Here is a 23,468-nt window from a genome sequence, read left to right as displayed (position 1 = left end):
CCGTCGAGCGCATGATGCGCGACGCCAAGATCACCCAGATCTACGAGGGCACCAACCAGGTCCAGCGCATCGTCATGGCCCGCAACCTCCCGTAATCCCCCCACGGGAAAAGGACGGCCCCCGGCGTGATGCCGGGGGCCGACCCGCGTCGGGGGGCGCCGCGCTCAGAAGCGCTCGACCTTCTCGCCCTCCGGCACCTGGTAGCAGCCCGAGGTGAGGAACAGGTTCAGATTGGGCTTGGCGTCCCGGGCGAAGTGGGCGATCTTGACGCTGTACTTCTTGGCGTCGTTGTCGGCCGTGATGGTCAGGTTCTTGTTCTTGCTGGCGTCGGGCCCGTACTCGACGATCTTCCAGCCGCGCTTGGGCATCTCCGCCTTGAGCCGCTCCATCACACCGCCGAGCTGGTCGGGCGACGCGGGCGTGAAGGTCCACGCGTGGAACACGGTGAAGTACTTCTCCGGGTCCTTGCCCGAGCACTCGGCCACGCCGGGCCCGGGCTCCGTCGCCGATCCCTTGAGCCCGATCAGGTCGTAGAGCTCGCTGGAGATCTTCTCCGCCTGGTCCGCGGCCTGGTGCGTGGTGGCCGTGCCGGCGGAGGGGAGGCTCTCGGAGCCATCGGCGTCAGTCATGCTGCATCCCGTGAGGATCGTGAGGGCGAGGGGCACGAGGAGCGCGGACGCGCTCCACTTGATCTTCATCTAGCGCACTCCTGGCGTGGGGTTCGGCGGCGGCTTCAGGGTCGCATCATCACCCTTGCCCGCGACGACCAGACCCTGGTTCCGGAGGCTTTCCGTGCCTTCCTTCCAGTAGTCGCTGTGGCCGTGGGTGTCCGTCTGCAGCTGGTTGGCGCCGAATCGCTGGTCGCTGGGAATCGTCCACGGACCGTCCCAGTCGGTCCCGCCGTGGCCGAACCGGCCGATGTCCGGGACCGGGTCCCCGTCGGCCTCCTCGTTCCAGACGTGTCCCTTGGGGACGTCCATCTGCTCCGCCTTGGGCACCTGCACACCGGGGCTGCCGGCGACGATCACGTCGTCCGCGTTGAGGTCGCCCTGCCGGGCCGCCGAGCCGATGAGGGTCGTGCCGTACGAGTGCCCGATCGCGGTGCGGTGCGGGTCCGAGTCGACCGCGCGCGACGCGTCGAGGCCGTCGAGGAAGCGGTTGTACGCCGGGGCGCCGTCATTGGCGTAGTGACTGAACGGCGAGTCCTTGACGATGTCCTGCGGGGCGTCGTAGCCGAGCCAGGTGATCGTGGAGACCGAGCCGTTGTTCTGACCGTTGGCCACACGCCACAGGTTCTCCATCCGGCCGATGTCGCCGCCGACGCTGCCCAGGTTCGACGTCGTGCCCGGCACGTAGATCGCCTGGTGGTCGGCCGTGTCCGGATTGCCGTTGGCGACGATCGCCCGGCCGTTCTTCTCCGGGTTGAAGCCCAGCAGGTACGCCTCGGGCAGGCCCTTGATCCCCGTCCTGTCGAAGCGGTCCTGAATGGCGTTCATGCCCTGCAGGGACTTGTTGAGCTGCTCGTACCGGTCCCCGTACTTGTTGTGCCACTCCATCCACTCGTCGGTGTGCACCTTCGACGGGTACATGCCGGCGGTGATCCACGTCCACTCGTTGGCGGGCGGCTTCGGGATGGAGTCCAGTTCCATCTGGTACTGCCCGTGCTTCTCCGCGAGGACCACGCGGTTGGCCTCGTCGCGCACCGTGGACGGCAGCCCGTCGAGGGCGCCCACCGCCTCGGGCCTGAGGGACTGCCAGGCCTCCTGCTGCTCCGGGGTGAGCCCCTTCCACCAGTTCGCGTTGTCCTGCGGGCTGCCGTCCTTGGGCGGCTGCGGCAGCGAGTTCAGATAGCTGCTGCCCGCGTCCTTCACCCCGCCCATGTCCGACTGCGCGTCGGCCCAGTCCCGGTCGGTGACCTTCAGGTCGTCGTCGGCCTTCAGCGCGCGCAGCTTCGGCGCCCACTTCGCGTCGGCCTCCGTCGCCTCCTTCAGCGCGTCGGCGATCCGGTTCGCGAACCCGATGGCCTTGCCGTAGTTCGGGTTCGGGTGGATGTTGATGGCCTGGCGCTCCAGGGCGTTCGCCGTGGGGTCGTCCATCCCGGCGCTGCCGGTCACCGTGCCGCCGTCCTCCACCTTCTCCGCGCCGGGCTTCGAGCCGGGCGGGAAGCCGACCGAGCCGTTCGGATGCACGGTGCAGTTGGCGGCGTGGGCGTCGGCGATCGCCGCGTCCAGCTTGCGCTTGGCCGCCCCCATGTCGAAGGCGAAACCGTTCAGCGCGGTGCTGACGAGACCGCACTCGGTCTGCGCGTAGTGGAAGTTCTTCGACAGCTCCTTCAGCTCGCCCAGCGCGGCCGTGGCCGCCTTGCCCTCCAGCTGGGCGCGGATGCCCGAGGAGATCTGGTTGTCGATCGTGTCCTTGGCCGCGCTCGCCGCCTCCCCGACGCTCCGGTAGCCGTCGGCGGCCTCCTCGTACTCGGCCTGCTTGAAGGCCTTCAGGGTCTCCAGGTCCATGGCCGCGGTCACTTCTCCTTCGCCTGGCCGCCGACGGCCTCGGTGTCCGCGTACTTCGCGGCGAGGGCGCCGAGGTCCCCGACGAGCGACTCGTCGGGCTTCGTCAAGTCGTGACCGGACGTCTGCAGGAGGCCGCCCAGCGCGTCACAGCGGGCGTTGACGTCGCCGACGTACTTCTTCCAGGATTCGTAGAGCTCCTTCTGCGCCGCCGCGCTCTGGATCCCCTTGTCGTCACCGAGGCCCGCCTGGCCGGAGTCGAGGGCCGTCAGCGCCTTGCTGACCCCCTCCTTCAGGCCCGTGACGCCCTCGCCGGCCTTCACCCAGGCCCGTTTGTCCGTCTTCAGGTCCTCGGAGGCCCCGCCCCCGCCCGGTTCGGGCGCCAGCTGGTTCAGCCGCATCGAGGTGGCCTGGCGCTGCGCCACCTCGGTCTTGAGTTGCTCCCATTCGTCCCACGGCATCCGTGAAACCTCCCCGTGTTCCCCGTTCCCGGGCGCCCCCGGGCCGAGACGCCATCCTCCCCGGCAACGACGGCCGAAATCAAACCTCCTGCGAACGTGCGGACGGATCGCTACCGCAAAAGCCCCCGGCGGTACGGTGTGTCACGGGCCGTCGGCCCGGGCGTTCCGGGACGACCGCACCCGTATCCGCCCAACCGGCAGTAAGGCCACCACCGATGACCGGCGAGTCCGCCCCGCTCCGCGCACCGGCGCGGCCGTTCGCCCCGGACCGGCTCCTCGCCGCGCTGCGCGGGGCGGCCCTGCTGCTCGCCGCCGGCGCCGTGCCGATGGTCGTGCGGCTGCCGTGGATCGGCGACATGGGCGTGCACGCCGCGACGGTCGAACGCCTGCGGCACGACCTGTTCCACCCGGGCAACCCGATGGTCGACTCACCCACGGACAGCCCCTACTACTCGCCGTGGACGGTGGGTCTCGCGGTGTTCGCGAAGGCGACCGGCCTCGACACCTTCGACGTGCTGCGCTGCGCCGCCGTCGTCGGCCTGGTCGTGCTGGTCACCGGTGTACGGCGGTTCGTGCGCACCCTCAGCACGCACCCGGCGGCGCCGCTGCTCGCCGTGCTGTGCCTGCTGCTCCTGTGGGGCGTGCGCCCGTTCGTCTGGAGCGGCTTCCTCGGCCTGACGTCCCTGTCGGCAAACGCCTCGTACCCGAGCACCTTCGCCACCGGTCTGGGCTTCCACCTGCTCGCGCTGCTCGCCCGGGTGCTGCGCCGGCCCGGCGGGGCGGGCTTCGCCCCGTACGCCGGGCTGGGCCTGCTGTGGGCCGTCCTGATGCTCAGTCACCAGTTCACGGGCGTCGTCCTCACCTTCGGCGTCCTCGGGGTCCTCGTCGCGGCACCCGGCCGGCCCACCCGGGCCGGCGCGCTGCGGATCGCCACCGCGCTCGCCGTCGGCCTCGCGGTCCTCGCCCTCTGGCCGTACTACTCGTTCTTCGCGCTGCTCGGGACGGACGGCCTGGAGGAGATCCACCAGCCGCTCTACCGGCACGCCCTGGCGCGGTTCACCCTCGTCCCGCTCGGACTGCTCGCCCTCGCCGCACGGTTCCGCCGCGACCGCCGCGACCCGCTCGTGGTCTGGTTCCTGCTCGGCCTGCTCACGGTGGGCGCCGGCGCCGTCCTCGACAAGTGGTCCCTGGGCCGTACCGAGCCCGCGATCGTCATGCCCGCGCAACTCGCCGCCGCGCTCTGCGTCCTGGACCGCGGCGCCCGCCGCCTGCGCGGAGCCTTCGCCGTCGTCCTGACCGCCGCCCTCGCGGTGGGACTCTGGGCGCAGCGGGACGCGCTCACCTTCGTCCTGCGGGGCGACGCGCTGCCGAGGGCGGTCGCCGGCGACGCCTGGAAGGTGTGGCAGCCGGTCGGCTGGGCGATGCGCGACGCCGCGTACGGCGACGTCTTCATGACCGGCGACCGGCGGGCCGCCTGCACGCTGCCCGCGTACGGCGGCTACACGGTCGCGGCCGGGTACCCGGACTTCTTCCTGCCCGACGAGAGGCGGCGCGCCGTCGACACGGCCCGCTACTTCGCCCCCGGCACCCCGCGGGCGGAACGCCTCGCGGTGCTGCGCAGGTATCACGTGAGATGGGTGCTCCAGCGCCCGTCGCGGGGCGGACTCCCGGCCGGGGACCCGGCCCTGCGCGAGGTGCGGAGGGGGCCGGACGGCCGGGTGCTCTACGAGGTGCTCGACCGGGGACGACCGCCGGCGGGTGCCGTCCGGCGGGCGCCCGTCAGCGGTCCGCGGTGACGGTGACCGGCTCGTCGTTGCGGATCTGCTCGACCAGCTGCTTCACCTTCGGCATGTCCCACTTCAGGGAGTTCTGCGGCGCGCTGCCGTTGATCGGCATGTTCATCGACCTGCCGTCGCCGCCGCTGATGCCCTTCATCGCGAAGAACATCTTCCCGAGGTCGTAGAGCGACATGTCCTTGTCCACGATGAGCGTGTCCAGGCCCGCGCCCAGGGTCGGGTACAGCTTGAAGGGGTTGAGGATCGTGCCCGGCGTCGCCGCCTGGTTGGCCAGGGCGGACAGGAACTTCTGCTGGTTCTTGGTCCGCGCCAGGTCCGACTCGGCGAAGGCGTAGCGGGTCCGCACGAAGGCCAGGGCCTGCTCGCCGTCGAGCGTCTGGGTGCCGGGCTGGAAGTTCGCCCCGGATTTCTTGTCCTTGAAGCCCTTCTCGATGTTCATCTCGACACCGCCGAGGGCGTCGACGATGCCCGCGAAGCCGGCGAAGCCGATCTCCGCGTAGTGGTCGATGCGCAGGCCGGTGTTGAACTCGACCGTGCGGACCAGCAGCTCCGGGCCGTCCATCGCGTAGGCGGCGTTCAGCTTGGAGCCGCCGCGGGCCTCGTACTTCTTGCCGGACTCCGAGCCCACGAAGGACGGGATCGTCACCCACGAGTCACGCGGCAGGGAGATCATCGTGTTCCCGCTGGAGCAGGCCGCGAGGATCATCATCGAGTCGGTCCGCTTGCCCTCGGCGGAGCCGGTGTGCAGCTTCTTCTTCTCCTCGGCCGTCATGCCCTCACGGCTGTCGGAGCCGACGATCAGGTAGGTGGTGCAGTCGCCCTCGGACGGGCGCTCGATCACCTTGCCGAGGTCGACCTCGTTGCGCATCTGCGAGCTGGCCCAGGCGTACGTGCCGACGCCCCAGCCGACCACGGCGACGGCCAGGACGATCGAACCGATCTTGATCCGGCGCCGCCAGTCGGGCGCGGGCCGCCCGCCGCCCGCCGAGCGGGGGTCGTACTGCGGGGGAACGGTCCCGTGGCCCCCGCCCTGCGGGCCGCCGTAGACCTGGCCGCTGCTGTAGCCGGAGTCGTAGCCGCTGCCCTGGGCCTGGGTGAAGCTCGGGTCGTAGCCCTGGTCGTAGCCCTGGCCCTGGCCGTACTGCTGCTGCCGCTGCTGCCGGTAGGGCTGCTGCGGCTGCTGCGGCGGGACCTGGGGGCGCTGCACGTGGCGCATCCGGCGGGGTCCCTCGGGCTGGGCGTCGGGCCAGTCATTCATGCGGACCAGTGTGCCGTCCGGCCCACCTGGGCCGACAGGGCGGGTGAGGAATCGGGTCGGCGCTGTTGCCAAGCTGATGCAAAGGGGACCGTGCGGGGACCCCCGGTCAGCCGGGCATAAGGTAGACGGCATGACAGATCAGGGCGACATCCCGGGCAAGCCCACCTCGGCGTCCCGCACCACGCTGAGCCACATCATGACCAGCCACGACACCAACCTGCTCGGCACGGTGCACGGCGGCGTGATCATGAAGCTGGTGGACGACGCCGCGGGCGCGGTCGCGGGCCGGCACTCGGGCGGTCCCGCGGTCACCGCCTCCATGGACGAGATGGCCTTCCTGGAGCCGGTGCGGGTCGGCGACCTGCTGCACGTGAAGGCCCAGGTCAACTGGACCGGCCGGTCCTCCATGGAGGTCGGCGTCCGGGTCATGGCGGAGCGCTGGAACGAGTCCACGCCCGCCACCCAGGTCGGCTCCGCCTACCTCGTCTTCGCGGCCGTCGACGCCGACGGCAAGCCCCGCCCCGTCCCGCCGGTCATGCCCGAGACGGAGCGCGACAAGCGCCGTTACCAGGAAGCCCAGATCCGCCGCACCCACCGCCTGGCCCGCCGACGCGCGATCCTGGATCTCCGCGAGCGCCGCGCGGCCGAGGGCTACGAGGAGTAGGACGGCGATCGCCCGGGCCACGGCGGCCGCCGGAGCGGCGAGGGCCGGGCCGAGGGCGCCCGAGGAGACGAGAGGGACCGGGCCGCGAGCTCCCCGCAGACGAGAAGGACCGGGCCGCGAGCTCCCCGCAGACGGGGCGTACCGGGCCGCGAGCTCCCCGGAGACGGGGCGCTCAGGACCGAACCGCCGGGCGACCCTACGGGCACACCACCTGGTCTCCCCGCACCGCCTCGAACTGGCCCGACTGGCGCTCCCGCTCCCGCACCGGAGCGACCCCCCTGTAGTCGGATCCCACCGTCACCCTCAGGGTCCCGCCCTGGCCCGGTACGGGCTTCAGCTCGGCGCCCGGCAGGGCCGCCGCCAGGGACTTCGCCGAGCGGTCCCAGCGCGGGTCGTAGGAGACGACGGTGTGCGGGGTCTCCTGTCCGGCCCCGGTCCGCGGCGCCCGCGTCGTGTCGAAGCCCACACCGCGCAGCGCCGCGTCGACCCGGCCGCCCAGCCCGTCCGTGCGGGTCCCGTTGTAGACCTGGACCCGGATCGTCTTCGGCGCGACGTCCACGTCGACCGGCCGCGGCCCCTTGGGGGCGGCCGGCGGCGCGGGGGAGAGCGGGCGGTCCTCGCGCAGCGACTGGAACAGCCTCTGCGCCTTCGCCGCGTCCCACTTCACCGTCGAGCCGATGCCCTTCACGGGGAAGCTCACGTCGCCGAGCGGCACCGACACGAACTCCGACGAGGACGGCCCGAAGCCCCGCATCGCCTTCGCGAGCGACAGCATCTGCTCCGTCCCGAAGCCCTGGTCCGCCCGCACCGAGCCCAGCATCGTCGTCGCGACCTCCCGGAACCGCACCGGGTTGAGCAGCACCCCGCCGCCGGTGACCCGGTCGATCAGCGCCGCCAGGAACTTCTGCTGGCGCTGCATGCGCCCGATGTCGGCGGCCCCGTCGACATGGCGGGCGCGGACGTACTGCAGCGCCTGCCCGCCGTCGAGCTCGTGCGGTCCGGCCGCCAGGTCCAGCCCGGTGTAGGAGTCCTTCAGCGGCTTGGTGGTGCAGATCTCCACCCCGCCGACCGCGTCGACCGTCTTCATGAAGCTGGTGAAGTCGACCTCCAGGTAGTGGTCGATCTTCACCCCGGTCATCGACTCGACGGTGCGCACGGTCAGCCCCGGCCCGCCCTCCGCGTACGCCGCGTTCAGCTTCACCGGGTGCGCGTGGTGCCTGCGGCCGGTGGTGAGGTCGGTGTGCTCCGGCATCTCGGCGTACGAGTCGCGGGGCAGCGACACGACGCTCGCCCGGTCCCGGTCCGCGGAGATGTGGACGAGCATCACGGTGTCCGTGCAGTGGCAGGGCGCGCCGCCGAGCCGGTACCTGCGTCGCTCCTCCTCGGTGATCCGGTCGCGGCCGTCGGTGCCGACGAGCAGGACGTTCATGCCGTGCCCGGCCTGCGGGCGGTTCTTCATGTCCTTGAAGGGGTCGATCCGGTCGATGCCGGTGTCCAGGCTCGTCACGACCGCGTGCCCGATCCCCCCGGCGGCCAGCACGCAGACCGAGAGGGCCGTCGCCATCCGTGTGCCCCACCGTGACCTTCTGTGGCGCGGCCGCCTGCGGACCGGCGCGCGCCGGGCGGCGGGCCGGGGCGGACGGGGCGGACGGGGCGGCGTGGGCACCGGGGGACACCTCCGCGGGTGCGACAGGGGGGACCGTGAGCACCGTAGGCCCATACGACGATCGCAAGGGCCCACTACCGCGGACGGCGCGCGACCGTGTCCCCCGTTCGCGGTAACGTGGCACGCGATGAACGCCAAGCCCCCCGTCTCCGTGATCATGCCGGTCCTCAACGAGGAGCGGCATCTGCGCAACGCGGTCCGTCACATCCTCGAGCAGGAGTACGCCGGCGAGATGGAGGTGGTGATCGCGCTCGGCCCGTCCACGGACCGCACCGACGAGATCGCCGCCGAGCTCGTCCGCGAGGACCCCCGCGTGCACACCGTGCCGAACCCCACCGGCCGCACCCCCGCCGCCCTCAACGCGGCGATCAAGGCCTCGCGCCACCCGATCGTGGTGCGCTGCGACGGCCACGGCATGCTGTCGCCCAACTACATCGACACCGCCGTCCGCCTCCTGGAGGAGACGGGCGCGCAGAACGTCGGCGGCATCATGCACGCCGAGGGCGAGAACGCCTGGGAGGACGCGGTCGCGGCCGCGATGACCTCGAAGATCGGCGTGGGCAACGCGGCCTTCCACACCGGCGGCACGGCCGGCCCCGCCGAGACCGTCTACCTGGGCGTGTTCCGGCGCGAGGCGCTGGAGCGGCAGGGCGGCTACAACGTGGAGTTCATCCGCGCCCAGGACTGGGAGCTGAACTTCCGCATCCGCGAGGCGGGCGGCCTGATCTGGTTCTCGCCGGACCTGCGCGTGCAGTACCGCCCCCGGCCCTCGGTCCGCGCGCTCGCGAAGCAGTACAAGGACTACGGCAAGTGGCGGCACGTGGTGGCCCGGTACCACGCCGGCTCCATCAACCTGCGCTACCTCGCCCCGCCGACCGCCGTCTGCGCGATCGCCGCGGGCCTGGTGGTGGGCGCGTTCGTCACCCCGCTGGGCTTCGTGGTCCCGGCCGGCTACCTGGCCGCGATCACCGTGGGCTCCGTCCCCGCCGGCAAGGGCCTGTCCCTGAAGGCCCGGCTGCAGATCCCGGTGGCGCTGGCGACCATGCACATGTCCTGGGGCTTCGGCTTCCTCACCAGCCCCCGCTCGCTGGCCAGGAAGGTCATCGCGAGCAGGCGCCCGGCGGTGACGGCCGGCGAGACGGCCGAGACCGTCTGAGCGCGGACTCACCTGCGGAACGCCGACGGCCGGGCCCCTCAGGGGCCCGGCCGTCGGCGTCGTGCGGACCCGCCGGCCGGCGGGTCACGCGTGGCGGCTCAGCTCTTCCCGTCCCACCGGTAGACCGAGTAGACGTCCATGCAGGTCGTCTTGTCGTCGGCACCGTCGGGCAGGTCACCGGCCGCCACCTTCGGCTTCTTGTAGGTGGAGCCCTCGCGCCAGTCCGCGCCCACCACCAGCGTGAGCCCCTCCGCCTTGGCGTCCGCGCGAACCGCCGCGTCGGGCAGTCCGAAGGCGTGCGCCACGGACAGGGCGTTCGCCCTGCCCTGGTCGCCGGCGTCCTTCGGGTAGAACACCACGCTGTCCTTGCGCGGCTGGGCGTCGCGCGAGGACTCGGCCTGTGTGAAGCCCTTGCCGCGCAGCTTCTCGGCGATGGTGCCGGCGCGGCCCTCGGTGGGCGACTCGCCGTCGCCGGCGGTGCCGTTGACGACCGTGACCTTGAGGTCCCCGGGCGCCTCGGCGGTCGCCGCCGGCTTCGTGGAGCCGCCCGGCTTCCTGCCGTCGGCGGGGTCGCCGTTCTTGTCGAGGGCCACGTCGTCGCGGAGCATCGACCACATCTTGTCGGCGGCCGACGGGACCAGCTGGAGCCACGCGTCGGGATTGCCCGGGTAGGCGACCGTCGGGACGGTGGCCGTCGTGAGGCGGTCCAGCTTCACGTTCTTGAGCTGCATCGACAGGTCGAAGAGCTTCTTCACCGACTTGATCTCGTCGGAGACCTGGAGGGCCGTGGTGGCGGTCTCCGCGAGACCCATGAGGCGGCCGGTGTCCGTCCAGGCGTTCTGCGCCTGGAGCTGCTTCATCATGCCGTTCATGTACATGTGCTGGGCCTTGGCGCGGTTCTGGTCGCTGCCGAACGCGTGCCGGGTGCGCAGCCACTGGAGCGCCTGCTCGCCCTTGACCTCGGTGGTGCCCTGGGGCAGCTTCAGACCCGAGCCGCCCTTCTGCCGGGCGGTCGACTTGTCCCACACGCCGGTCTTCACGCAGACCGGGACGCCGCCGACCTCGTCGGCCATCGACACCACGCCGGCGAAGTCGACCATCATCCAGTGGTCGATGTAGACCCCGGTCAGCTTCTCCCAGGTGGTCAGGGTGCAGCCGGGACCACCGCGGCTCAGCGTCTCGTTGATGGGCCGGGTCGTGGTCGCGGGGTAGGTCGTCTGGCCGTCCTGGCACTTCGGGATCGGGACGACGGTGTCGCGCGGGATCGAGATGATCGAGGCGTTCTTCCGGTCCGCCGAGACGTGGAACAGCATCTGCACGTCGGCGAGCGGCTTGCGGTCCCGCTCGTTCTTGCCGCCGCCCAGGGCGACGTTCTTGTCGTCGGCGCGGCTGTCGGAACCGATGAGGAGGATGTTCAGAGGCGTGTCGCCCAGCGCGTTCGGCGCGGTCTTCTTCACGCCGCTGTCGCCGCCCGCGCGGCTGCCGCCGCGGAGGTTGCCGTTGAGGTGCTCGTAGTACAGGTATCCGGCGCCGGCCGTGCCGAGTATCAGCAGCGACACGGTGACGGCCACCCAGCGAAGTATCCGGCGTTTGCCGGCTTTCCTGGCGCGCCGCCGCGGGGCGCCGCCCCGCCTGCGGCTCTGCCGGCCCCCGCCGTCACCGCCGTCACCGCCGTCACCGGAGCCGCCGCCCGCACGGCGCGCGCGCGGCACGGTGCCGCCCGCCCGCTCGCCCGTGCCGCCGGAGCCGTTGTCGGTCCCGTCCTCGTAGAGAGTCTCGTCCCAGCCCAAGTCGCGGGCGCGCGGGGCGCGTTCTCGCGCCCCCTCCCCCCTACGCACGCTGCTCTGTCCCACCCCAGGTCTCCTGTCGATTCAGGTGCGGCGCAAGGCCCGGTCGAGCCGGGTCACTTGGCGCACACCTGCTTGTCTGCCGTCTGCGCACCGGCCGGCGCCTTCGCCGGTCCGGTGAGGGGCACCCCCGCGCCCTTGAAGTCCGCGCCGAGGACGAGCGTCATGGGCTCGCGCTCCCCGGCGTCCTGCGTGCCCGGCTTGAGAGCCGAGGCGGGCAGGCCCATCAGGTCCGCGAGCTTGCGGGCCTGGTCGGCCTGGTTCGGTGCGTAGGTGAGCGTGGTCCTGGCCGCCTTCTCGGGGGCGTTGCTCCTGTTGCTGGACCGCGTCACGCCGTGCTCGTTCTGGAGCCAGTCGATCGTCTTCTGCGCCGCGCCGGTCATGCCGCTGCCGTTGTAGACGTCGACACGGACCTCCTGGGCGGTGGACCGCGCGCCCTGCAGGAGCTTCGCCTGGGCCTGCACCTGGGCGTTCTTGGCGTCCTGCTCCTTTTTCTTCACCTCGGTGAGCGAGGTGTCGGACTGCATCATCGCGAAGAGCCGCGGCGCTTCCACCGGGTCCGGCACGACGGTGACCGGCCGGGGCTCGGCCGGGTTGTCGATGACCGGCAGCGTGGTGAAGGTGATGTTCTTCGGGTCGATCTGGGCCAGCTCGCCCGCGAGGGACTTGAGCTTGGAGATGCTCCCTATGCCGGTGTCGACGGTGAGCGCCTTGGTGGCGGCGTCGGCGAGGTCGTACAGCTTGGTCGGGGACGTCAGCGTGTCGTCCGACTTCATCTGCCGGATCATCGAGCTGAGGAACTGCTGCTGGACCTTGATGCGGTCCAGGTCGCTCTCGTTGCCGAAGCTGTGGCGGGTGCGGACGAAGGCGAGGGCCTGCTCGCCCTGGATCGTCGACTCGCCCTTGGGCAGCTTGAGGTGCGACTTCGGGTCGTCGACCGGTTTGGCCAGGCAGACCTTCACGCCGCCGACGGCCGTCGTCATCTCCTTGACGGCGTTGAAGTCGGCCATCATGAAGTGGTCGACCGTCAGGCCGGTGAGCTCCTTGACCGTGCGCATGGTGCAGCCGGGGTCGCGGTCGGACTGGCCGAGGCTCACGTTGAAGCGGGTGTCCGACTGGCCGGGGATCGTCTTGACCTTGCCGCCGGGCTGCTTCGTCTCGCACTCGGGGATGTCGATGACCAGGTCGCGCGGGATCGACATCGCCGTGGCGTTGGTCCGGTCCTTGGAGACGTGGAAGAGGATCGTGGTGTCGGCGTGACCGGGGCTGTTCTTGTCGCCGTAGCCGCCGTTGCCCTCACCGGTCCGCTTGTCGGTGCCGATGAGCAGGATGTTGAACGCGGCGTCCTTCTTGAAGCCGCCGGTGCTGCCGCCGGCCACGTCGATGGTGTTGATGTTGTTGTTGAAGTGCTCGTAGAGCGCGTACGCGCCGGCGGCGCCGCCCACGAGCACGAAGGCCATCGTGCCGCCGGTCCACATCAGGACCTTCTTCTTGCGGGACTTCTTCTCCGGCCTGCGCTTGCGGCGGCCGGACGAGGCCGGCCGGTCGTCCGGCTCGGCGGCGCGCCGGCGGCGCTGCCCCGGCACGGGCGGCGCGGTCTCGGTGACGCGGTCGCGTCCCCCGTCGGCCGGCCCCTGCCCCGACCTGGTTCTCGGGCCGGGAGGCGAGCCGGCGCCGCGGGGGCGCGGGTGGGACGGTGCGACCTGCGGCGACTGCTCAGCGGAGCGGTCCAGTCGCAGTTCGTAATGGCCGGTCTGCGGGTTGAGCACCCACTGGTCGGCGGGGTCGATCTCGTCCGCCCGTCCACGGCTGTGCGCGTCCACGGTTCCTTGAATCCTCCGTCGGTGCCACGCGAGGCGCCTCCCCCTCGGGCGCTCGGTCGGTCGATCCGTTGAGTGCGAGACCACGCGGTCGGGTGCACCGGATCGCGTCACACTATCCGCCCAGTTCAGCGTGGGGCGACGTCCGTGACAAATTCCACGCCCCTTACACCTGGGCAATTTGCCCAAACCTCATCCTGTGCCGCCCCCACCTTGGCCCCTCCTTTACTCATCAGCAGCTTGCGGTCGCCGCGTTGTGCCCTGCGAACGACGGCGTCGCGGAGGCGCTCGGGCCGTCCCCCGCGGTCTCCGGCTCCCCGCTGCCGCCGGGCCGGATGACCACCGGCTTGTCGGCGCGCAGCCGGGCGAAGAGCTGGTCCGCCGCCGGCTGCACCAGTTCGTCCCGGTTCGCGTTGTACGAGTACGGGCGCCGCGGCACCGTCAGGAACTGCACCTTCTCGGTCGGTACGGCCCGCATCGAGCGCGCCAGGTCGTACAGGTCGCGCAGCGAGTCGAGCCCCGGATCGGTCGTGATGGACTTCGTGGCCGCGTCCAGGACCGGGTAGAGCCTGGTCGGGTTGAGCAGTACGCCGTCGCTCTGCACCTTGCTGACCAGGGCGCCGAGGAACTGCTGCTGCCGGTCCATCCGCTCCGTGTCGCTGCCGTTGCCGAGCGACTTGCGGGCCCGTACGAAGCCGAGCGCCTGTTCGCCGTGCAGCACCTGGCGTCCCGCGGGCAGCTTCAGATGGGCGTCGGCGTCGTCGATCGGCTCCTTGAGGCAGATCTCCACCCCGTCCACGGCGTCGACCATCTTCTTGAAGCCCCGGAAGTCGATCACCATGTGGTGCTCGATCCGGATGCCCGTCAGCTTCTCCAGGGTGCGGATCGTGCACGCCGTACCGCCGAACTCGAAGGCCCAGTTGAACTGGGCGAACTGTTCCCTGGTGCGTGTCCTGTCCGGTTTCGTGCAGCTGGGGATCCGCACCATCAGGTCGCGTGGGATGGAGACGGCGGTCGCGCTGGAGCCGCCGGCGGAGATGTGCAGCAGGATCGTGGTGTCGGATCGCTGGGTCCCCTTGTCCTTCCCGTATGCGCGGTTCCCGGCGCCCGCACGGGTGTCGGAGCCGATGAGGAGGATGTTCCGCGCCGCGTTGGCGGCCGGCGACGGACGCTCCTTCTCGTACCGGGTCAGCTCGTCCGCGGCCGTCGTGTCCGTGGTGATGTTGGAGTCCAGCTTGCGGTAGAGCCACCAGCCGGCCCCCGCCGCGGCGAGCACGAGGACCGCCGCGGCGAGCGCCGTCCAGCGCAGCCAGTGCCGCTTGCGGACGCCCTTGCCATCGGCTCCGGGCTCCGCGGGCGGGTCTGCGTTGTCCGTCACGTCTGGATCCGTCCGTCCTCGATGGCGCCTGCGGGACGCCGGCGGCCGTCGTCTCGGTGAAGTAGACGGTCGATTCCGGCGCTTGGTTCTGCGGAAGGCCTCGGTACCCCCCGGCCGATCATGTACCGGAGTCGGCCCCCGGAGCCGGGTTACGCGGCGCGTCGATGGGCCGTACGGGTGGGAGCGGCCACGGGCGGACCCACGGGGCGGGCACGGAAAGGGGCCGCCGGGGGGAGCGCCGCGGGGGTGGACACGCGATCGGGGCGCCGCCGGGCGGGCTCGCACCGGCGGGGCGCGCCGCGGGGCGGGTGTGCCGGCCGGACGGGCGACGGCAGGGGTGAGCAGGAGGGAAGCGGGGGTGGAGGCCGGGCCGCCGGCCGGCGCGGTGCGCGGAGGGGTGCCGCGTGGAGCGGTGGTGCACGCGGGGGAGCGGGGAGGCGGGGCGCGCCGGGGGAGGGGCGCGCCCCGCCGTGGTGCTCAGTGCGCGAGCGTGCGGGTGACCCGCTCGCTGTCGACCCGCTTGGCCAGGCCGTCCGCGTCGAGCCGGTCGAGGTGGCGGCACAGCACGACCGAGCCGCCGGCGGCGAGGGGCGCGTACAGCCCGGCCGAGACGCCGGGCCAGGTGTCGTACGAGCGCCCCGACAGCAGCCGGGCGCCGGGCGCGAGCCCGAGCTCCGCGGCGTCCCGGCGGGCGCGCTCGACGAGCTGTGCGCCCGTCAGTTCCGTACCGTCGACGGCGAGAGCGGGCGCGTCCGGATCGACCGGGACGAACGGGGCGAACCGGTCACCCTGGCTCGGCACCTCCACGGCGTAGTCCGCGTACCCCGCGGGCGGCGCGGGGAAGCGGCGCCCCAGCGGGGCGAGGGACAGCGCGATCCGGTCCCCGGAGCAGGCGAGCCCCGCCTCCAGGCCGTCCGGTCCCGCGACGACGTAGTCGGCGTCGGCCGGGTCGCCGCCCAGCTCCGCGGTGACCCCGACGGAGGAGCAGGCGAGCAGCCAGACCGCTGTCTGCCAGTGCGCGGGCAGCAGCAGGGCGAGCCGGTCGCCCGGGGATGCGGACAGTTCGCCCTGCAGCAGGTTGGCCGTCTTCGCCACCCAATTGGCGAACGTGGCCACCGACAATTCCACGCGTTCACCGGTGGCGTCGTCGTAGAAAGTGACCAAGGGGCGGGCCGGGTCCGCGGCGAGCGCGGATCGCAGCAGGTCGGCGGGGGTACGGTCGCTGGCGTTCACGCGGGCAAGGGTACGCGGGCCCGTCCGCGCGGTCCGCCGTACCGGTGACCCCGTCCACCGGTCGGCCCGACGGGGCGTCAGTTTCCGTGCGTGCTCCCACCGAGCGGAACGCCCGCCCGCTACGGACGATCAGCTCATGCGTGCCTACCTCGTCTCCTCGATCGCCGTCACCTGCGCGGCGGCACTCGCCCTGCCGCTCACCCTCGCGACCCCGGCCGCGGGTGCGGGCCCGGGCGTCGCCGCACCCGCCGTCGCGGACCCGGCCACCGTCGCCGACCCGGCCGCCGTGGCGAGCCCGGGCGTCGCCGTGGCGCCGGCCGCCGCGCCCGACACCGCCGTCGCCGGGTCGACCCAGTCGCTGCCGCTCGAACGCCTCGGCCCGGACCGTCCGCGGGGCCGCTCCTCCGGCCCCGCGGAGTCGTCGGCCGTCCGCGGGCTCGGCCGACGGGACGTCAGACCCTTCTCGCTCCTCGGCGTGGTGTGGGACGACGTCGGCGCCCCGCTGCAGGGCACCGTCGAGGTCCGCACCCGGACCGCCGCCGACGGGGTCTGGTCCGACTGGCAGGGCGTCGAGACCCACAACGACGAACACGGCGCCGACCCCGGTACGGCGGAGGGCCGTTCGGGAGCCCTGCACGGCTCCACCGCCCCGCTGTGGGTCGGCGACTCGGACGGCGTCGAGATCCGCGTGCGCCCCGAGCGGCACGAGGGCGTCGACGCGCCGCTCCCGTCGGGCCTGCGCCTGGAGCTGGTCGACCCGGGCCCCGAACCGGCGCAGGACGCGCCGGGGACCCGGGTCACCCGGGCGGCCTGGACGGCCGCGGCCGCGCCGGCGACCGCCGAACAGACCGAGGCCGCGCGCGTGAACGCCGACCTCGCCCCCGTCGGTGCCGACGTGATCCCCGCCCTGACCCGGGCCCAGACCCTGGCCGGGCTTCCCGCCACGGCCGGCGCCGTCACCAGCCGCGCCGCCGCGGCGAAGCCGTACATCGGCCCGCGCCCGAAGATCATCACGCGCAAGGGCTGGGGCGCCGACGAGAAGCTGCGCGAGAAGGGCTTCGTGTACACGAAGACGATCAAGGCCGTCTTCGTCCACCACAGCGCCACCGGCAACCGCTACACCTGCAAGCAGGCCCCCTCGGTGCTGCGCAGCATCTACCGCTACCACGTGAAGAGCAGCGGCTGGCGGGACATCGGCTACAACTTCGCCGTCGACAAGTGCGGAAACATCTACGAGGGCCGGGCCGGCGGCGTGGCCAAGCCGGTCATGGGCGCCCACACCCTCGGCTTCAACACCAACAGCATGGGCATCGCCGTCCTCGGCAGCTACGGCTCCACCAGCCCGCCGGCCGCCGCCGTGACCGCCATCGCACGGCTGACCGCGTGGAAGCTGGGGCTGCACGGGGTGAATCCGAAGGCGAAGACGTATCTCACGTCAGGAGGCGGAAACCTCTACAAGAAGGGCAGAAAGGTCAGGTTCAACGTGATCGCCGGTCACCGTGACGGCTTCGCCACGGAGTGCCCCGGCGGGCGCCTCTACAACAAGCTCGGCACGGCCCGGTCGGCCTCCGCGAAGTACCAGGGAAGGCGCTGATGGGGCGATGGACTCAACCATCTGCATAAACTGACCGGTCATATCGTACGGACGGCCGAAACGCGCTGCCCCGGGCGATGAGACCGGACCCGAACAGGAAGCAGAGACGACAGGTGACCGAAGCGATTCTTCTGGTCGGTGGCAAAGGCACCCGGCTGCGTCCCCTGACCGTCAACACCCCCAAGCCGATGGTCCCCGCGGCCGGCGTCCCCTTCCTGACGCACCAGCTGGCCCGGGCCCGGGCCGCCGGCGTGGAGCACATCGTCCTCGCCACCTCCTACCTGGCCGAGGTCTTCGAACCGCACTTCGGCGACGGTTCGGCGCTCGGGCTCAGCATCGAGTACGTCACCGAGGAGGAGCCGCTCGGCACCGGCGGAGCGATCCGCAACGTCGCCGAGCGGCTCCACTCGGGACCAGGGGACCCGGTCCTCATCTTCAACGGCGACATCCTCACCGGCCTGGACATCCGCGCCCTCGTCGCCACCCACGAGTCCTCCGGCGCCGACGTCTCCCTGCACCTCACCCGGGTCGAGGACCCGCGCGCCTTCGGCCTCGTCCCGACCGACGCCACCGGCCGGGTCACGGCCTTCCTGGAGAAGCCGCAGACGCCCGAGGAGATCGTCACCGACCAGATCAACGCGGGGGCGTACGTCTTCCGCCGCTCGGTCATCGACACCATCCCGGCCGGCCGGCCGGTCTCCGTCGAACGCGAGACCTTCCCCGAGCTGCTCGCCTCCGGCGCCCACCTCCAGGGCATGGTCGACTCCACGTACTGGCTCGACCTCGGCACCCCGCAGGCCTTCGTCCGCGGCTCCGCCGACCTCGTCCTCGGGCGCGCGCCGTCCCCGGCGGTCCCCGGCCGCTGCGGCGACCGCCTCGTCCTCGACACGGCGACGGTCGCCCCGGACGCCAAGCTCAGCGGCGGCACCGTGATCGGCGCCGGGGCGGTCGTCGGCTCCGGCGCGCGCATCTCCGGCTCCACGGTCCTCGCGAACGCCGTCGTCGAAGCCGGTGCCGTCGTCACCGACTCCCTCATCGGCGCCGGCGCCCGCATCGGCGCGCGCACGGTGCTGACGGGGGCCGTCATCGGGGACGGGGCGGACGTCGGCCCCGACAACGAGCTCCGCGAGGGCGTCCGCATCTGGTGCGACGCGACCCTCCCCCAGGGCGCCGTCCGCTTCTCCTCCGACCAGTAGCCCCCGCCGCGGCGGGCTACGCTCATAGCCATGTCCGGCCGCTTCGCCCCCCGCCCCCGCGTCACCCCCGTCACGGTCCGCGGCGGACACGTGCCCGTGCCCCGGCCCCAGGTCCGGGACCTGGAGCGGGATCCGGCCCTGGAGCTCGACCTCGGGCTCACCCTCGGCCCGCTGCGCCGCGGCCCCGGCGACCCCACCTTCCGGACCACCGCCGACGGCTCCGTCTGGCGGGTCAGCCGCACCCCGGCCGGGGCCGGGACCCTGCGGGTGCGGATCCGCGGCGGGGCGGTGTCCGCGGAGGCCTGGGGACCCGGCGGGCCGTGGCTCCTCGACGGGCTGCCCGCGCTGCTCGGCGCCGAGGACGACCCCGCCGCCTTCGTCCCGCGCCACAGGCTGCTGGCCGTCACCCACCGGGCCCGCCGCGGCCTGCGCCTCACCCGCACGGGGCTGGTGATGGAGTCGCTGATCCCGTCGATCCTGGAGCAGAAGGTCACGACGGACGAGGCCTACCGCGCCTGGCGGCTGCTCGTACGGAAATACGGCGAGCCCGCCCCGGGCCCCGCCCCCGAGGGCATGTACGCCATGCCCGACGCCCGGACCTGGGCGATGATCCCGTCCTGGGAGTGGCACCGCGCGAACGTCGACGGCAAGCGCTCCGCCGCCGTCGTCCGCGCCGCGCGGGTCGCGCACCGGATGGAGGAGGCCGCCCGGATGGCCCCCGCCGAGGCACGCCGGCGCCTGGAGCTGATCCCCGGGATCGGCCCGTGGACCTCCGCCGAGACGATCCAGCGCAGCAACGGCGCCCCGGACGAGGTCACCACCGGCGACCTCCATCTCCCGGGCATCGTCGGCTGGGCCCTCGCGGGCGACCGCACGGCGGACGACGCGGCCATGCTGGAACTGCTCGCCCCCTACGAGGGCCAGCGCCACCGCGCCGCCCGCCTGATCCTGCTCAGCGGCCGGGTCCCGCCGCGCCGGGCGCCCCGCCTGGCGCCCAACGACATCGCGGCCCTGTAGGGCCACGGCCGGCCCGGGTCAGCGCACCTCGACGAACCGCGCCGCGTCCCGCGCGGGGCGTTCCTTCGGCGGTGCCGCCGGGCGTCCGACGGCCACCGCGCCCATCGGGTCCCAGTCCGCCGGCAGCCCGAGGACCTCCCGTACGACGTCTCGGCAGAACATCGTCGAGGACACCCACGCCGAGCCGAGCCGCTCGCCGGCCAGCGCGACCAGCAGGTTCTGCACGCCCGCGCCCGCGGCGACCACGAACATCTCGCGCTCGGCGGCGTCCCGGCGCGGGTCGCCGTAGTGGTGGGAGCCGTCCATGACCAGGCACGGCACGATCAGGTACGGCGCGTTGCGCAGGACGTCGCCCCGCCGGACCCGCCGGGCGACCGACTCCTCCGACCTGCCGTCCGCCCGCAGGTCCGCGACCCAGGCGTCCCGCATCGCGTCGAGCAGCTCCCGCCGCGCCTGCGCCGACTCCAGGAGCACGAAGCGCCACGGCGTGGTGTGGTGCGGGGCGGGCGCCGTGACGGCCGCGGCGACGGCCCGCCGCACCGCGCCCGGGTCGACGGGCTCGTCGGTGAACTCCCGGACGGTCCGCCGCAGCGTCACCGCCTCCCGTACGGCCTCCGAGGTGCCGAGGCGGAACATGTCGTCGGCCGCGTCGCGGACCAGCGCCCGGGCACCCGGCTCCGCGTCGCCGCCCACGAGGTGCCCGAGGCCGCGCACGACGGCGACGGGCCGGCCCTCGGCCTTGCCCTTCACCAGGTCGCCGGCGGCGGCGAGTTCGTCCGCGTGGGCGACCAGGGTCACGTTCAGCTCGTTGCCGTGCGCGTCGGTCCGGCCGCGCAGGTCGTCCAGGACCCGCACCCCGGCCGCGCCGATGGCCACGTCGGTGAGTCCGTTGCGCCAGGGCCGTCCGAAGGTGTCGGTGACGACGACGCCGACCTCGACGCCGAGCGCCGTGCGCAGCCCGGCGCGTATCCGGCGGGCGGACGCGTCAGGGTCCTCGGGCAGCAGCAGCACGGTCCCGGCCGGGGTGTTGGAGGCGTCGACGCCGGCGGCGGCCATGACGAGGCCCTGCCGGTTCTCGACGATCCGCAGCGCCCCGCGCCGCGCCACCACCCGCACGGTCTCGGCGTCGATCGCCTTCTCCCGGTCGTCGGCGGCGATCACCCGCCCCTCCGCCTTGCTCACGATCTTCGAGGTGACGAGCAGCACGTCCCCGTCGGCGAGGTCCGGTGCGGCCGAGGCGATCAGCCCGGCGAGGTCGTCCCCGGGCCCGACCTCGGGCATCCCGTCGGGCGCCCAGACCTCGAAGCGCGGCGCGGTGCGGCCGGCTCCGGCCGTCATCCGGCGACCTCCGCGGCGAGCGCCAGCGCCTCGCCGGCCATCGCCGCGGTCGCCTCCAGGTCGGTCATCATCAGCGGCACCGCACGGCAGCGGATGCCCGCCGCCTCGACGTCGGCGACCGTGTCCGCGTCGACGGTGTCGACGAGCCAGCCGTCGATCAGGCCGGAGCCGTAGTGCCGGGCGACGGCGGCCGCCGTGGACTCCACGCCGACCGCCGCGAGCACCTTGTCGGCCATGCCGCGCACCGGCGCGTCGCCGACGATGGGGGAGAGGCCCACCACCGGCGCCGAGGCGGTGGCGACGGCCTCGCGGATGCCGGGGACGGCCAGGATGGTGCCGACGGACACGACGGGGTTGGACGGCGGGAAGAGGATGACGTCGGCTTCGGCGATCGCCTCCAGGACGCCCGGCGCGGGCTTCGCCTGCTCGGCGCCGACCGGTACGACGGCCTTGGCGTCCACGGAGGCGCGCATCTTCACCCAGTACTCCTGGAAGTGCACGGCCCGCTGCTCGCCGTCCGTCTCGACGGCCACGTGCGTCTCGACGCGGTCGTCGGACATCGGCAGCAGCCGGACGCCGGGCTGCCAGCGGGCGCACAGCGCCTCGGTGACGGCGCTCAGCGGGAAGCCGGCGCCCAGCATCTGGGTGCGGACGATGTGGGTGGCGAAGTCGCGGTCGCCGAGGCCGAACCACTCGGGCCCGACCCCGTAGGCCGCGAGTTCCTCCTTGACCGTGAAGGACTCGTCCTCGCGGCCCCAGCCCTGCTCCTCGTTGATGCCACCGCCGAGGGTGTACATCACGGTGTCGAGGTCGGGGCAGACCTTGAGGCCGAAGAGATGGATGTCGTCACCGGTGTTGCCGACGACCGTGATCTCCGCGTCGGGCGCGGCCTCCTTGAGGCCGCGAAGGAAGCGGGCACCACCGATGCCACCGGCCAGAACCACAATGCGCATGGGCACAGTCTGTCAGCCGCGGGCCGGTCCCCCGAGGGGTGGTGGGCGCGCCGGTCAGGCGGGTACGGCTCCGGGGGCCGCGGCCGGCACCGGCGTGCACTGCGCGCGCAGCGACTCGTGCATCGGCATCTCGGTCAGTCCGGGGTGGTAGACGTGCAGGCTGACGGCCGGTTCCAGGGAGTCGTTGACGACCTCGTGGGCGTAGCCGGGCGCGAACACGCGCTGGGCGCCGGCCGCGATCTTCTGCGCGCCGCGGTCCGTACGCTCCGTCAGTTCGCCCTCCAGGAGCGTCAGTACGCCGGAGGAGGGGCCGTGGTCGTGGTGCCCGCTGCCCTGGCCGGGCAGCCAGGACAGCAGCCAGACCTCGTAGCCGGGGCCGGTGCGCAGCCGGTGGTACCAGCGGGTGGTGGCGTCGTACTCGACGTACGGGGCCCACTGGGCGCGGTCGGCGGCGATCTCGCGGGCGAGGCCGACGAACTCGGCCACGGTGGCCGGGTGCTCGCGGGCGGGCTGCAGGAGGTGCGGTACCTCAAGGATGTCGCCGGCGATCTGAAGGTCGCTGTCCATGTTCATGGTGCGGTGGTTCCTCGGCAGAAGTGCTGGGGGTCGCAGAGCAAGGGGTGGAGCAGGGGATGCGCCGGCGGGACGGCCGCGCGGGAGGGTGCTGGAGCGCTGGGGAGAAGGCGCGCGTCAACAGCTGGGACAGCAACAGCAACAGCGGTCCTGGACAGCGCGGCGGAACCCACGGGCGTGGGTCGCGGAGGGCGCTGCGGTCGCTGGCATGCCACCAAAGTGGCGGGAGAGGTACCCGACTGTCAACCCAATGCCCGATTTGGCCGCCATGTTTCACCTCATACGGTTGCTGTGCGCGGAGAAAGGTTTGTGCAGGGCCTGGCCAGGACACATGGCGCAGCAGTCGCCGCCGCAAACACGGTGGAGGTCTCGTGATCAGACTGTGATCCGGATCGCTTCCGTGGCTGGATCGCAACAAGATCCACGATTCGGTCGTCCTTCTTCGTGAGGCGTCGGCGGACAGGGCAGGCCGGCGGCATGTGTCATGGTTTTTGGTGATTTGAACACTTTCCGCATACGCTTGGTTCCGCAGAGTGAATACGGGGCCCAATAGCAGATCTCGGCTTGACTCGCACAGAGCACGAACTTGTAATTTCACTCGTGTCGTTCGGCCGGCATCGATGCGGGACGGCAACACCACGGGGACGCGAAAAAGACGGACGAGGGGCGCACATGACCGAGTTGTTCCAGGAACTGCTGGTCGAGGACGCGGGCGAGGAACTCGGCTGGCAGGAGCGCGCACTGTGCGCCCAGACCGACCCCGAGTCCTTCTTCCCCGAGAAGGGCGGCTCGACCCGCGAGGCGAAAAAGGTCTGCCTCGCCTGCGAGGTCCGCTCCGAATGCCTCGAATACGCGCTGCAGAACGACGAGCGCTTCGGTATCTGGGGCGGTTTGTCCGAGCGGGAGCGCCGGCGCCTCAAAAAGGCCGCCGTCTGACGGGACGAACGGATCCGGCCACCCGCCGCCCGCTCCGCCCGACCGCACGCCGGTCCGCGTACACCCGCACACCAC

At 72.5% G+C, this 23,468-nt stretch carries 20 protein-coding genes; 8 read left to right on the top strand and 12 right to left on the bottom strand.

The window, feature by feature from the left end; translation table 11 throughout:
• Positions 1-95: acyl-CoA dehydrogenase family protein (locus ACGF1Z_RS34835; protein WP_132919430.1), on the top strand; the 95-nt coding region annotated here is incomplete at its 5' end.
• Between the two features lie 69 nt (positions 96-164).
• Here the strand turns inward: ACGF1Z_RS34835 and ACGF1Z_RS34830 are convergent.
• The 3 genes from ACGF1Z_RS34830 to ACGF1Z_RS34820 are packed head-to-tail and all read right to left on the bottom strand — an operon-like array spanning position 165 to position 2,968.
• Positions 165-698, bottom strand: coding sequence for a hypothetical protein (locus tag ACGF1Z_RS34830; RefSeq protein ID WP_393010537.1), 534 nt, complete (start codon positions 696-698; stop codon positions 165-167).
• Positions 699-2,510, bottom strand: a complete 1,812-nt coding sequence (locus ACGF1Z_RS34825; protein WP_393010541.1) for an alpha/beta hydrolase — start codon at positions 2,508-2,510, stop codon at positions 699-701. It abuts the gene before it with no gap.
• An 8-nt stretch (positions 2,511-2,518) separates the two neighbouring features.
• Positions 2,519-2,968, bottom strand: a complete 450-nt coding sequence (locus ACGF1Z_RS34820) for a hypothetical protein (protein ID WP_393010535.1) — start codon at positions 2,966-2,968, stop codon at positions 2,519-2,521.
• A gap of 215 nt (positions 2,969-3,183) precedes the next feature.
• Here ACGF1Z_RS34820 and ACGF1Z_RS34815 point away from each other — a divergent pair, with 215 nt between their 5' ends.
• The gene (locus tag ACGF1Z_RS34815) at positions 3,184-4,764 is read left to right on the top strand and encodes a hypothetical protein (RefSeq protein ID WP_393010533.1); all 1,581 of its coding nucleotides are present in this window, start codon (positions 3,184-3,186) and stop codon (positions 4,762-4,764) included.
• On the opposite strand, the gene ACGF1Z_RS34810 is transcribed toward ACGF1Z_RS34815, so the two are convergent.
• Positions 4,748-6,022 (bottom strand): LCP family protein, encoded by a 1,275-nt coding sequence (locus ACGF1Z_RS34810; RefSeq protein WP_393010531.1) that lies wholly within the window; start codon positions 6,020-6,022, stop codon positions 4,748-4,750. The two genes, ACGF1Z_RS34815 and ACGF1Z_RS34810, sit on opposite strands and share 17 nt — an antisense overlap.
• A gap of 130 nt (positions 6,023-6,152) precedes the next feature.
• On the opposite strand from ACGF1Z_RS34810, the gene ACGF1Z_RS34805 reads away from it, so the two are divergent.
• Positions 6,153-6,686 carry an acyl-CoA thioesterase gene (locus ACGF1Z_RS34805; protein ID WP_393010529.1) on the top strand — a complete coding sequence of 178 codons (534 nt, stop codon included), beginning with the start codon at positions 6,153-6,155 and terminating at the stop codon, positions 6,684-6,686.
• 196 nt (positions 6,687-6,882) lie between these two features.
• Here ACGF1Z_RS34805 and ACGF1Z_RS34800 read toward each other — a convergent pair whose 3' ends face one another.
• Positions 6,883-8,250 (bottom strand): LCP family protein, encoded by a 1,368-nt coding sequence (locus tag ACGF1Z_RS34800; RefSeq protein ID WP_393010527.1) that lies wholly within the window; start codon positions 8,248-8,250, stop codon positions 6,883-6,885.
• A gap of 229 nt (positions 8,251-8,479) precedes the next feature.
• On the opposite strand from ACGF1Z_RS34800, the gene ACGF1Z_RS34795 reads away from it, so the two are divergent.
• Entirely contained in the window at positions 8,480-9,508 is a 1,029-nt protein-coding gene (locus tag ACGF1Z_RS34795; protein WP_393010524.1) for a glycosyltransferase family 2 protein, read from the top strand.
• A 98-nt stretch (positions 9,509-9,606) separates the two neighbouring features.
• Here ACGF1Z_RS34795 and ACGF1Z_RS34790 read toward each other — a convergent pair whose 3' ends face one another.
• The 4 genes from ACGF1Z_RS34790 to ACGF1Z_RS34775 all read right to left on the bottom strand — a co-directional run bounded on the left by ACGF1Z_RS34790 (position 9,607) and on the right by ACGF1Z_RS34775 (position 15,786).
• Positions 9,607-11,079 carry an LCP family protein gene (locus tag ACGF1Z_RS34790; RefSeq protein ID WP_393010522.1) on the bottom strand — a complete coding sequence of 491 codons (1,473 nt, stop codon included), beginning with the start codon at positions 11,077-11,079 and terminating at the stop codon, positions 9,607-9,609.
• A gap of 332 nt (positions 11,080-11,411) precedes the next feature.
• Positions 11,412-13,178: an LCP family protein gene (locus ACGF1Z_RS34785; RefSeq protein WP_393010520.1), complete on the bottom strand. Its 1,767-nt coding sequence runs from the start codon at positions 13,176-13,178 to the stop codon at positions 11,412-11,414.
• A gap of 229 nt (positions 13,179-13,407) precedes the next feature.
• Positions 13,408-14,553 carry an LCP family protein gene (locus ACGF1Z_RS34780; protein WP_393010518.1) on the bottom strand — a complete coding sequence of 382 codons (1,146 nt, stop codon included), beginning with the start codon at positions 14,551-14,553 and terminating at the stop codon, positions 13,408-13,410.
• 477 nt (positions 14,554-15,030) lie between these two features.
• A complete protein-coding gene (locus ACGF1Z_RS34775) occupies positions 15,031-15,786 on the bottom strand; it encodes a TIGR03089 family protein (RefSeq protein WP_393010516.1) in 756 nt (251 codons plus the stop codon).
• 136 nt (positions 15,787-15,922) lie between these two features.
• Here ACGF1Z_RS34775 and ACGF1Z_RS34770 point away from each other — a divergent pair, with 136 nt between their 5' ends.
• From ACGF1Z_RS34770 to ACGF1Z_RS34760, 3 genes are all read left to right on the top strand, one after another.
• The gene (locus ACGF1Z_RS34770; RefSeq protein WP_393010515.1) at positions 15,923-17,380 is read left to right on the top strand and encodes a peptidoglycan recognition protein; all 1,458 of its coding nucleotides are present in this window, start codon (positions 15,923-15,925) and stop codon (positions 17,378-17,380) included.
• A 113-nt stretch (positions 17,381-17,493) separates the two neighbouring features.
• The gene (locus ACGF1Z_RS34765) at positions 17,494-18,576 is read left to right on the top strand and encodes a sugar phosphate nucleotidyltransferase (RefSeq protein ID WP_393010513.1); all 1,083 of its coding nucleotides are present in this window, start codon (positions 17,494-17,496) and stop codon (positions 18,574-18,576) included.
• A gap of 30 nt (positions 18,577-18,606) precedes the next feature.
• A complete protein-coding gene (locus tag ACGF1Z_RS34760) occupies positions 18,607-19,593 on the top strand; it encodes a DNA-3-methyladenine glycosylase family protein (RefSeq protein WP_393010511.1) in 987 nt (328 codons plus the stop codon).
• 18 nt (positions 19,594-19,611) lie between these two features.
• On the opposite strand, the gene ACGF1Z_RS34755 is transcribed toward ACGF1Z_RS34760, so the two are convergent.
• Genes ACGF1Z_RS34755 through ACGF1Z_RS34745 form a run of 3 tightly spaced genes read right to left on the bottom strand, consistent with a single transcriptional unit; the run spans position 19,612 to position 22,457 of the window.
• Positions 19,612-20,931: a coenzyme F420-0:L-glutamate ligase gene (locus ACGF1Z_RS34755; protein WP_393010509.1), complete on the bottom strand. Its 1,320-nt coding sequence runs from the start codon at positions 20,929-20,931 to the stop codon at positions 19,612-19,614.
• Positions 20,928-21,884 (bottom strand): 2-phospho-L-lactate transferase, encoded by a 957-nt coding sequence (gene cofD / locus ACGF1Z_RS34750; protein ID WP_393010507.1) that lies wholly within the window; start codon positions 21,882-21,884, stop codon positions 20,928-20,930. Before cofD ends, ACGF1Z_RS34755 begins: the two co-directional genes overlap by 4 nt.
• 54 nt (positions 21,885-21,938) lie before the next feature.
• Positions 21,939-22,457 (bottom strand): cysteine dioxygenase, encoded by a 519-nt coding sequence (locus tag ACGF1Z_RS34745; RefSeq protein ID WP_393010505.1) that lies wholly within the window; start codon positions 22,455-22,457, stop codon positions 21,939-21,941.
• 672 nt (positions 22,458-23,129) lie between these two features.
• Between ACGF1Z_RS34745 and ACGF1Z_RS34740 the strand changes: the two genes are divergently transcribed.
• Entirely contained in the window at positions 23,130-23,393 is a 264-nt protein-coding gene (locus tag ACGF1Z_RS34740; protein WP_345487777.1) for a WhiB family transcriptional regulator, read from the top strand.
• Positions 23,394-23,468: the final 75 nt, after the last annotated feature.

The sequence above is a fragment of the Streptomyces sp. NPDC048018 genome (genome assembly GCF_043202995.1).
Lineage (GTDB): Bacteria > Actinomycetota > Actinomycetes > Streptomycetales > Streptomycetaceae > Streptomyces.
The sequence above is the reverse complement of the archived record's forward strand: the minus strand, read 5'-3'. Positions and strand labels throughout refer to the sequence as shown.